The organism is Streptomyces sp. NPDC104831 (assembly GCF_055583025.1).
This window is the reverse complement of record NZ_JBVJOT010000071.1, coordinates 25593-35534: the sequence shown is the minus strand read 5'-3', so window position 1 is coordinate 35534 and position 9942 is coordinate 25593. Positions and strand designations below refer to the sequence as shown.

The 9942-nt window shown below is 73.4% G+C and carries 10 protein-coding genes; 9 read left to right on the top strand and 1 reads right to left on the bottom strand.

The window, feature by feature from the left end:
- Positions 1–182 precede the first annotated feature (182 nt).
- Positions 183–2384 carry an elongation factor G-like protein EF-G2 gene (locus tag ACZ63H_RS33735; RefSeq protein ID WP_469871673.1) on the bottom strand — a complete coding sequence of 734 codons (2202 nt, stop codon included), beginning with the start codon at positions 2382–2384 and terminating at the stop codon, positions 183–185.
- 253 nt (positions 2385–2637) lie between these two features.
- Here ACZ63H_RS33735 and pgsA point away from each other — a divergent pair, with 253 nt between their 5' ends.
- The 9 genes from pgsA to ruvA all read left to right on the top strand — a co-directional run bounded on the left by pgsA (position 2638) and on the right by ruvA (position 9939).
- Positions 2638–3357 carry a phosphatidylinositol phosphate synthase gene (gene pgsA / locus ACZ63H_RS33730; protein ID WP_469871671.1) on the top strand — a complete coding sequence of 240 codons (720 nt, stop codon included), beginning with the start codon at positions 2638–2640 and terminating at the stop codon, positions 3355–3357.
- Positions 3354–4262, top strand: coding sequence for a phosphatidylinositol mannoside acyltransferase (locus tag ACZ63H_RS33725; RefSeq protein ID WP_469871669.1), 909 nt, complete (start codon positions 3354–3356; stop codon positions 4260–4262). Before pgsA ends, ACZ63H_RS33725 begins: the two co-directional genes overlap by 4 nt.
- Positions 4259–5422 carry a glycosyltransferase family 4 protein gene (locus tag ACZ63H_RS33720; RefSeq protein WP_469871667.1) on the top strand — a complete coding sequence of 388 codons (1164 nt, stop codon included), beginning with the start codon at positions 4259–4261 and terminating at the stop codon, positions 5420–5422. The genes ACZ63H_RS33725 and ACZ63H_RS33720 overlap by 4 nt, the downstream gene beginning before the upstream one ends.
- A 225-nt stretch (positions 5423–5647) precedes the next feature.
- The gene (locus tag ACZ63H_RS33715; RefSeq protein ID WP_469871665.1) at positions 5648–6199 is read left to right on the top strand and encodes a hypothetical protein; all 552 of its coding nucleotides are present in this window, start codon (positions 5648–5650) and stop codon (positions 6197–6199) included.
- Between the two features lie 114 nt (positions 6200–6313).
- Positions 6314–7219, top strand: a complete 906-nt coding sequence (gene pdxS / locus ACZ63H_RS33710; protein WP_467935911.1) for a pyridoxal 5'-phosphate synthase lyase subunit PdxS — start codon at positions 6314–6316, stop codon at positions 7217–7219.
- A gap of 22 nt (positions 7220–7241) precedes the next feature.
- The gene (pdxT, locus tag ACZ63H_RS33705) at positions 7242–7847 is read left to right on the top strand and encodes a pyridoxal 5'-phosphate synthase glutaminase subunit PdxT (RefSeq protein WP_469871663.1); all 606 of its coding nucleotides are present in this window, start codon (positions 7242–7244) and stop codon (positions 7845–7847) included.
- A 75-nt stretch (positions 7848–7922) separates the two neighbouring features.
- Complete coding sequence (locus ACZ63H_RS33700; RefSeq protein ID WP_318204544.1) at positions 7923–8675, top strand: YebC/PmpR family DNA-binding transcriptional regulator; 753 nt, start codon at positions 7923–7925, stop codon at positions 8673–8675.
- 122 nt (positions 8676–8797) lie between these two features.
- Positions 8798–9337, top strand: a complete 540-nt coding sequence (gene ruvC, locus ACZ63H_RS33695) for a crossover junction endodeoxyribonuclease RuvC (protein WP_469871661.1) — start codon at positions 8798–8800, stop codon at positions 9335–9337.
- Positions 9334–9939 carry a Holliday junction branch migration protein RuvA gene (gene ruvA, locus ACZ63H_RS33690; protein ID WP_451347073.1) on the top strand — a complete coding sequence of 202 codons (606 nt, stop codon included), beginning with the start codon at positions 9334–9336 and terminating at the stop codon, positions 9937–9939. The genes ruvC and ruvA overlap by 4 nt, the downstream gene beginning before the upstream one ends.
- The last annotated feature ends 3 nt before the right edge of the window (positions 9940–9942 follow it).

Sequence of the window (9942 nt, the reverse complement as noted above, 5' to 3'; positions counted from 1 at the left end):
TCCCTCCCCCCCCCCCCCCCCCCCCCCCCCCCCCCCCCCCCCCCCTTCCCCCCTCCCCCCCCCCCCCCCCCCCCCCCCCCCCCCCCACGACGTCATCCGGTGATCAGCGTATCGGCCGGCACCGGCAGCCGTGGGCGGACGGCCGAAGCCGCCCGCCCGTGCGCCGGTCCGGTGCTTCCGTGCTACCCCTCGTCCCCGGCCTGTTCGCGCAGGCGTGCGGCGACCTGCGGCGGCATCGGCTCGTGCCGGGCGTAGGCGCGGTCGAAGCGGGCCGTGCCGTGCGAGAGGGAGCGCAGGTCCACGGCGTAGCGGCCGATCTCGAACTCGGGTACCTCGGCGCGGATCAGGGTCCGTCCCGTGCCCACCTGCTCGGTGCCGAGCAGCCGGCCGCGGCGGCCGGAGAGGTCGCTCATCACGGCGCCCACGTACGCGTCGCCGACGAGCACGCCGACCTCGGCGACCGGCTCCAGCAGATGGATCCTCGCGTCGGCGGCGGCCTCACGGAGGGCGAGCGCGCCGGCCGTCTGGAAGGCGGCGTCGGAGGAGTCCACCGAGTGGGCCTTGCCGTCCAGCAGCGTGACCCGCACGTCCACCAGGGGGTAGCCGGCGGCGACGCCCTTGGCGGCCTGCGCGCGGACGCCCTTCTCGACGGACGGGATGAACTGCCGGGGCACCGCGCCGCCGACCACCTTGTCCACGAACTCGATGCCCGAGCCGCCCGGCAGCGGCTCCACCTCGATCTCGCAGATGGCGAACTGGCCGTGGCCGCCGGACTGCTTGACGTGCCGGCCCCGCCCGGCCGCCCTGGTGGCGAACGTCTCGCGGAGGGAGACCTTGTGCGGGACGACGTCGACCTGGACGCCGTAGCGGCCGCGCAGCCGTTCCAGGGCGACGTCGGCGTGCGCCTCGCCCAGGCACCACAGGACGACCTGGTGGGTGTCCTGGTTCTGTTCCAGGCGCATCGTCGGGTCCTCGGCGACCAGCCGGGCCAGGCCCTGGGAGAGCTTGTCCTCGTCGGCCTTGCTGTGCGCCCGGATGGCGACCGGCAGCAGCGGGTCGGGCATCCGCCAGGGCTCCATCAGGAGCGGGTCGTCCTTGGCGGAGAGGGTGTCGCCGGTCTCGGCGCGGCTCAGCTTGGCCACGCACACCAGGTCGCCGGCGACGGCGTGGGTGACCGGGCGCTGCTGCTTGCCGAAGGGCATGGACAGGGCGCCGACCTTCTCGTCCACGTCGTGGTCCTCGTGGCCGCGGTCGGCGAGGCCGTGCCCGGAGACGTGCACCGGCCGGTCCGGGCGCAGGGTGCCGGAGAAGACCCGGACGAGGGAGACGCGGCCCACGTAGGGGTCGGAGGAGGTCTTGACGACCTCGGCGACCAGCGGCCCCTCGGTGTCGCACGGCTCCAGCTCGCGCGGGCGGCCGTCGAGGGTGGTGACGCCGGGCAGCGGATGCTCGAACGGGGTGGGGAAGCCGCCGGTGACCAGCTCCAGCAGCTCCACCGTGCCGAGCCCCTGCCGGGCGCCCCCGGCGGCGGGGGCGGCGGCCAGCACGGGGAAGAAGGACCCGCGCGCCACCGCCCGTTCCAGGTCCTGCACCAGGGTCTTGACGTCGACCGGTTCACCGCCCAGGTACCGGTCCATGAGGGTCTCGTCCTCGCTCTCGGCGATGATGCCCTCGATGAGCCGGTCGCGGGCCTCCTCGATGCCGGGCAGCTGGTCCTCGCCGGGCTCGGACTCCTTGCGCTCCCCGGAGGAGTAGTCGAACAGCTTCCGCGACAGCAGCCCGACCAGCCCGGTCACCGGCGTGTGCCCGTCGGGGCCCTCGGGGCCGCGCAGCGGCAGGTACAGCGGCAGGACGGCGTCGGGATCGTCGCCGCCGAAGGCCTCCGCGCAGGTCCGGGTCATCTCCTCGAAGTCCGCGCGGGCGGCCTCCAGGTGGGTGATCACGATCGCGCGGGGCATGCCGACGGCCGCGCACTCCTCCCACACCGTCCGGGTGGCGCCGTCGACCCCGTCCGAGGCCGAGACGACGAAGAGGGCCGCGTCCGCGGCGCGCAGCCCGGCCCGCAGCTCCCCGACGAAGTCGGCGTACCCGGGGGTGTCCAGCAGGTTGACCTTGATGCCGTCCCACTCGACGGGCACCAGGGAGAGCTGGACCGAGCGCTGCTGGCGGTGCTCGATGTCGTCGTAGTCGGAGACGGTGCCGCCGTCCTCCACGCGGCCCGCCCGGTTCACCGCCCCCGCGGTCAGCGCGAGGGCCTCCACCAGGGTCGTCTTGCCCGAGCCGGAGTGGCCGACCAGCACCACGTTCCGTACGGAGGCGGGCCGGTCGGCCGTGAGAGCCCTGCCGGCGGCCCCGGGGTGGTGTGTCTGTGCCTTGTCGCCCATGATCCTGCCTCCCGTGCACGGTGAGGTCGCTGTGGGCGCGGGACACGCGGGATCCGCGTGCTCTGGCGGCTCCGGCGACGCCCGCGGTCATTCGAGCTTTCCACTCCGGTCACGTCGCGTCCATACGAAGGGCTACGTAGAGTGCGCGCCGGGGTCCGTTTCCGTCACGACCGCCTCGTGGGGCGCCGTGCGCGCCGCTTCCGGGCGCCGGCCGCGGGTGCCCGCCCGTCGGCCACGCGCGCGCGTGGCTACGATGGGCCAGCCGGCGGCCAGCAGGGCCGCGGCGTCACCGACCGTCGGGAAGGCCATGCTGAACAAGTACGCGCGTGCATTTTTCACGCGTGTCCTCACACCGTTCGCCGCGTTTCTCATCCGGCGGGGGGTGAGCCCCGACACGGTGACGCTCCTCGGCACCGCCGGGGTGGTCGCGGGGGCTCTGGTCTTCTACCCCAGGGGCGAGTTCTTCTGGGGCACGGTCGTGATCACCCTGTTCGTCTTCTCCGACCTGGTCGACGGCAACATGGCCCGCCAGCTGGGCCGCTCCAGCCGCTGGGGCGCGTTCCTGGACTCCACCCTGGACCGGGTGGCGGACGGCGCGATCTTCGGCGGGTTCGCCCTGTGGTACGCGGGCCGGGGCGACGACAACGTGCTGTGCGCGGTGTCGATCTTCTGCCTGGCCAGCGGACAGGTGGTCTCGTACACCAAGGCGCGCGGCGAGTCGATCGGGCTGCCGGTCGCCGTCAACGGGCTCGTCGAGCGCGCCGAGCGGCTGGTGATCTCGCTGGTCGCGGCCGGCTTCGCGGGCCTGCACAAGTTCGGTGTGCCGGGCATCCAGTGGCTGCTGCCGATCGCGCTGTGGATCGTCGCGGCGGGCAGCCTCGTCACCCTGGTCCAGCGGGTGGTCACCGTCCGCCGCGAGTCCGCGGAGGCCGAGGCGGCGGCCGGGCAGCAGGCCGGCGGGGCCGCGCGGTGAGTGCCGCCGACCGGTTCGCCGACGGGCTGTACGGCCTCGGCTGGAGCACCGTGAAGAAGCTCCCCGAGCCGGTCGCCGCGCGCCTGGGCCGGTCCATCGCCGACGCCGCCTGGAAGCGGCGCGGCAAGGGCGTACGGCGGCTGGAGGCGAACTACGCGCGCGTGGTGCCCGGCGCGTCCCCCGAGCGGCTGGCGGAGCTGTCCCGCGCGGGCATGCGCTCGTACCTGCGGTACTGGATGGAGTCGTTCCGGCTGCCGGCCTGGAGCGCCGAGCGGGTGAGGACCGGCTTCGAGCCGCAGGACCTGCACCATCTGACCGAGGGGCTGGCCTCCGGCCGGGGCGTGGTCCTCGCCCTGCCGCACCTGGCCAACTGGGACCTGGCCGGGGCCTGGGTCACCACCAAGCTGGAGACGCCGTTCACGACGGTCGCCGAGCGGCTGAGGCCGGAGTCGCTCTACGACCGCTTCGTGGCCTACCGCGAGGGCCTCGGCATGGAGGTGCTGCCGCACAACGGCGGCGCCGCCTTCGGCACCCTGGCCCGGCGGCTGCGCGACGGCGGCCTGGTCTGCCTGGTCGCCGACCGCGACCTGTCCGCCTCGGGCGTCGAGGTCGACTTCTTCGGGGAGCCGGCCCGCATGCCCGCCGGCCCGGCCCTGCTCGCCCAGCAGACCGGGGCGCTGCTGCTGCCCGTCACCCTCTGGTACGACGAGTCGCCCGTCATGAAGGGCCGGGTGCATCCCCCGATCGAGGTACCCGGCTCAGGTACGCGCGCGAAGAAGACGTCTGTCATGACACAGGCCCTGGCCGACGCCTTCGCCACCGGGATCGCCGAGCACCCGGAGGACTGGCACATGCTCCAGCGCCTGTGGCTCGCCGACCTCGACCCCGCGAAGGGACCCTCGTGAGAATCGGGATCGTCTGCCCGTACTCCTGGGACGTGCCCGGTGGCGTCCAGTTCCACGTCCGCGACCTCGCCGAGTACTTCCTGCGGCTCGGCCACGACGTCTCCGTCCTGGCCCCGGCCGACGACGACACCCCGCTGCCGCCGTACGTCGTCTCGGCCGGGCGTGCGGTGCCGGTGCCGTACAACGGCTCGGTGGCCCGGCTGAACTTCGGCTTCCTGTCGGCCGCGCGGGTACGGCGCTGGCTGCACGAGGGCGCCTTCGACGTGGTGCACATCCACGAGCCGACCTCGCCCTCGCTGGGCCTGCTGACCTGCTGGGCGGCGTCCGGCCCGATCGTGGCCACCTTCCACACCTCCAACCCGCGCTCGCGGGCGATGATCGCCGCCTACGCGATCCTCCAGGCCGCGCTGGAGAAGATCAGCGCCCGGATCGCCGTCAGCGAGTACGCCCGGCGCACGCTGGTCGAGCACCTCGGCGGGGACGCGGTGGTCATCCCCAACGGCGTCGACGTCGACTTCTTCGCGAAGGCCGAGCCCAAGCCCGAGTGGCAGGGCGGCACCATCGGGTTCATCGGCCGGATCGACGAGCCGCGCAAGGGGCTGCCCGTCCTGATGCGGGCGCTGCCCACCATCCTGGCGGCCCGCCCGGAGACCCGGCTGCTGGTGGCCGGCCGGGGCGACGAGGAGGCCGCCGTCGCCGGACTGCCCGGGGAGCTGCGCTCGCGCGTGGAGTTCCTCGGCATGATCAGCGACCGGGACAAGGCCCGGCTGCTGCGCAGCGTGGACCTGTACGTGGCGCCCAACACCGGCGGGGAGAGCTTCGGCATCATCCTGGTCGAGGCGATGTCGGCGGGCGCGCCCGTGCTCGCCTCCGACCTGGACGCGTTCGTGCAGGTCCTCGACCAGGGCGAGGCCGGCGAGGTGTTCGCCAACGAGGACGCCGACGCGCTGGCCGGGGCCGCCGTACGCCTGCTCGGCGACCCGGCCCGCCTGGCCGGGCTGCGCGAGCGGGGCAGCGCCCATGTGCGGCGCTTCGACTGGTCGACGGTCGGCGCGGACATCCTGTCCGTCTACGAGACGGTGACGGCGGGCGCGGCGGCGGTCGCCGCGGACGAGCGCACGACGGGCCTGCGGGCCCGCTTCGGCCTGGCCCGGGACTGACGGGCCTTCCGCCCGGGTCCACGGGGACCGCGTCCAGCCGCCCGACCCGGGGCCCGGGACCGGTCGGGCGGTGCGGGGCAACCGGGACCGGGGCCCGTGGAGCCGGGCTCGGCGGGCGAGGGAACGGCCCGGGTCGTGGTCGTGGCCCGGTGGATGCCGGCCGGCACGGACCGCGGCGCCCCGGCGGCTTGGAGCGGGCCGTGGGGCGGCCGATAGCCTTCGGGCGTGACCGCAACCCTCATCTGGATCCTCGTCGCGCTCGTCGCGCTCGTCGTGGTCGGCGTGTACCTCAGCTGGACGGCCGGGCGGCTGGACCGGCTGCACGTGCGGATGGACGCGGCCCGGGCCGCGCTCGACGCCCAGCTGCTGCGGCGCGCCTCGGTGGCCCAGGAGCTGGCGACCTCCGGCGTGCTGGACCCTGCCGCCTCGATCGTGCTCTACGAGGCCGCGCACGCGGCCCGGCAGGCCGAGGAGGAGCAGCGGGAGGTCGCCGAGAGCGAGCTGAGCCAGGCGCTGCGGGCGGTCTTCGAGGAGCCGGCCCAGGTGGAGGCCGTACGCGAGGCCCCCGGCGGCGACGCGGCGGCCCGTGAGCTGGCCGAGGCCGTCCGCAGGGTGCCGATGGCCCGCCGCTTCCACAACGACGCCGTGGGAGCCGCCCGCAGGCTCCGCGAGCACCGCAAGGTCCGCTGGTTCCGGCTGGCCGGCCACGCCCCCTTCCCGCTGGCCTTCGAGATGGACGACGAGCCCCCCGCGGCCCTCGTCGAGCGGGCCTCGTGAAACACGGGTGAACGAAAAGGATCCACCGGCTTGCCATTGGCCCTTGCTGTGGCCTGGTCCGTTCCCGTTTCCTCGGTGGTGCAGAAACCCTCTTTCACTTCAGCGAGGTCACCCGTGTCCACCACCGACAACCAGGCTCCCGAGACCGGCACCGCCCGTGTGAAGCGCGGCATGGCCGAGCAGCTCAAGGGCGGCGTGATCATGGACGTCGTCACGCCGGAGCAGGCGAAGATCGCCGAGGACGCGGGCGCCGTCGCCGTCATGGCCCTGGAGCGAGTCCCGGCCGACATCCGCAAGGACGGCGGCGTGGCCCGCATGTCCGACCCGGACATGATCGAGGGCATCATCGACGCGGTCTCCATCCCGGTGATGGCCAAGTCCCGCATCGGCCACTTCGTCGAGGCCCAGGTGCTGCAGTCCCTCGGCGTGGACTACATCGACGAGTCCGAGGTGCTCACCCCGGCCGACGAGGTCAACCACTCCGACAAGTGGTCCTTCACCACCCCGTTCGTGTGCGGTGCCACCAACCTGGGCGAGGCCCTGCGCCGCATCGCCGAGGGCGCCGCGATGATCCGCTCCAAGGGCGAGGCCGGCACCGGCAACGTCGTCGAGGCCGTCCGCCACCTGCGCCAGATCAAGGGCGACATCGCCCGCCTGCGCGGCCTGGACAACCACGAGCTGTACGCCGCCGCCAAGGACCTGCGCGCCCCGTACGAGCTGGTCAAGGAGGTCGCCGAGCTGGGCAAGCTCCCGGTGGTGCTGTTCTCCGCCGGCGGTGTGGCCACCCCGGCCGACGCGGCCCTGATGCGCCAGCTCGGCGCCGAGGGCGTGTTCGTCGGCTCCGGCATCTTCAAGTCGGGCGACCCGGCCAAGCGCGCCGCCGCCATCGTGAAGGCCACCACCTTCTACGACGACCCGAAGATCATCGCGGACGCGTCCCGCAACCTCGGCGAGGCCATGGTCGGCATCAACTGCGACACCCTCCCCGAGACCGAGCGCTACGCGAACCGCGGCTGGTGACCCCTCTCCTCGGAAGACACTCATGAACACTCCTGTCATAGGCGTCCTGGCCCTCCAGGGCGACGTACGGGAGCACCTCATCGCCCTGGCCGCGGCCGACGCCGTGGCCAGGCCGGTGCGGCGCCCCGAGGAACTCGCCGGGGTCGACGGCCTGGTCCTGCCCGGCGGCGAGTCCACCACCATCTCCAAGCTGGCCGTCCTCTTCGGCGTGATGGAGCCCCTGCGCGCGCGCGTACGCGACGGCATGCCCGTCTACGGCACCTGCGCGGGCATGATCCTGCTCGCCGACAAGATCCTCGACCCGCGCTCCGGCCAGGAGACCATCGGCGGCATCGACATGATCGTGCGCCGCAACGCCTTCGGCCGGCAGAACGAGTCGTTCGAGGCCGCGGTCGACGTCAAGGGCGTCCCGGGCGATCCCGTGGAGGGCGTCTTCATCCGCGCTCCCTGGGTGGAGTCCGTGGGGGCCGGCGCCGAGGTGCTCGCCGAACACGACGGCCACATCGTCGCCGTGCGCCAGGGCAACGCGCTCGCCACCTCCTTCCACCCGGAGCTGACCGGCGACCACCGCGTGCACTCGCTGTTCGTCGACATGGTGCGCGCCACCGGGGCGGCGGAGTCCTTGTAGGATCTCCGGGGGTCCCCCCGGCCTTTCGACCGAGGGGCGTTCGTACAGGATGGGTTACGCGAAGGAGACAGGCAGATGTCCGGCCACTCTAAATGGGCCACGACGAAGCACAAGAAGGCCGTGATCGATGCCAAGCGCGGCAAGCTCTTCGCGAAGCTGATCAAGAACATCGAGGTCGCGGCGCGCATGGGCGGCGCGGACCCCGAGGGCAACCCGACGCTGTACGACGCCATCCAGAAGGCGAAGAAGTCGTCGGTCCCCAACAAGAACATCGACTCCGCGGTCAAGCGCGGCGCGGGCCTGGAGGCCGGCGGCGCCGACTACGAGACGATCATGTACGAGGGTTACGGCCCGAACGGTGTCGCGGTGCTCATCGAGTGCCTCACCGACAACCGCAACCGCGCCGCCTCCGAGGTCCGTGTCGCCATGACCCGCAACGGCGGCTCCATGGCCGACCCGGGCTCGGTGTCGTACCTGTTCAACCGCAAGGGCGTCGTCATCGTCCCCAAGGGCGAGCTGACCGAGGACGACGTCCTCGGCGCGGTCCTGGACGCCGGTGCCGAAGAGGTCAACGACCTCGGCGAGACCTTCGAGGTCATCAGCGAGGCCACCGACCTGGTCGCCGTGCGCAGCGCCCTGCAGGACGCCGGCATCGACTACGACTCCGCCGAGGCCAACTTCGTCCCGACCATGCAGGTCGAGCTGGACGAGGAGGGCGCCAAGAAGATCTTCAAGCTCATCGACGCGCTGGAGGACAGCGACGACGTGCAGAACGTCTTCGCCAACTTCGACGTGAGCGACGAGATCATGGAGAAGGTCGACGCGTAACGCGCACGGCTGACGACCGGGCCGACGGGACACACCCCGTCGGCCCGTCGCGTTGTACGGCGCTGTCGGTGCCACCCGATAGCCTGCACGAACATGCGAACGGGTGACGAAGGGAGGCGGGCGTGCGCGTTCTGGGGGTGGACCCCGGCCTGACCCGGTGCGGGATCGGCGTCGTCGAAGGAGTGGCGGGCCGCCCGCTGACCATGCTCGGCGTCGGAGTCGTGCGAACCCCGGCCGACGCCGACCTCAGCCACCGGCTGCTCGCCGTGGAGCGGGGCATCGAGGAGTGGCTGGAGGAGCATCGGCCCGAGTCCGTCGCCGTCGAACGCGTCTTCAGCCAGCACAACGTGCGCACCGTCATGGGCACCGCCCAGGCCAGCGCCGTGGCCATGCTGTGCGCCGCCCGGCGCGGCATCCCCGTCGCCCTGCACACCCCGAGCGAGGTCAAGGCCGCCGTCACCGGCTCCGGCCGCGCCGAGAAGGCCCAGGTGGGCGCCATGGTCACCCGGCTGCTGCGACTGGCCGCGCCCCCCAAGCCCGCCGACGCCGCCGACGCCCTCGCCCTCGCCATCTGCCACATCTGGCGGGCCCCCGCCCAAAGCCGGCTCCAGCAGGCCGTCGCCCGGCACGCGGTCCACGCAACGAAAGGCCCCACGGCATGATCGCCTTCGTCAGCGGCACGGTCGCCGCGCTCGCCCCCGACACCGCGGTCGTCGAGGTCGGGGGCGTCGGCATGGCCGTCCAGTGCACCCCGAACACCCTGTCGACGCTGCGGATCGGCCGGCCCGCCCGGCTGCACACCTCCCTCGTCGTGCGCGAGGACTCGCTCACCCTGTACGGCTTCGCGGACGACGACGAACGCCAGGTCTTCGAGCTGCTGCAGACCGCTAACGGCGTCGGCCCGCGCCTCGCCCAGGCCATGCTGGCCGTCCACACCCCGGACGCGCTGCGCCGCGCGGTCGCCACCGGGGACGAGAAGGCCCTCACCGCCGTCCCCGGCATCGGCAAGAAGGGCGCCCAGAAGCTGCTGCTGGAGCTGAAGGACCGGCTCGGCGAGCCCGTCGGCGCCCCGGCCGTCGGCGCGCCCGTCACCCAGGGCTGGCGCGACCAGCTGCACGCGGCCCTGATCGGGCTCGGCTACGCCACCCGGGAGGCCGACGAGGCGGTGGCCGCCGTCGCGCCCCAGGCCGAGGCGGCGGACGGCACCCCGCAGGTGGGCCAGTTGCTGAAGGCCGCCCTGCAGACCCTGAACCGCGCCCGCTGACCT

Excerpts from the sequence above, each read along its gene's own strand:
- ACZ63H_RS33700 (WP_318204544.1), top strand. The coding sequence starts at position 7,923 with ATGTCCGGCCACTCTAAATGGGCCACGACGAAGCACAAGAAGGCCGTG.
- pdxT (WP_469871663.1), top strand. The coding sequence starts at position 7,242 with ATGAACACTCCTGTCATAGGCGTCCTGGCCCTCCAGGGCGACGTACGG.
- ruvA (WP_451347073.1), top strand. The coding sequence starts at position 9,334 with ATGATCGCCTTCGTCAGCGGCACGGTCGCCGCGCTCGCCCCCGACACC.
- ACZ63H_RS33735 (WP_469871673.1), bottom strand. The coding sequence starts at position 2,384 with ATGGGCGACAAGGCACAGACACACCACCCCGGGGCCGCCGGCAGGGCT.
- pgsA (WP_469871671.1), top strand. The coding sequence starts at position 2,638 with ATGGGCCAGCCGGCGGCCAGCAGGGCCGCGGCGTCACCGACCGTCGGG.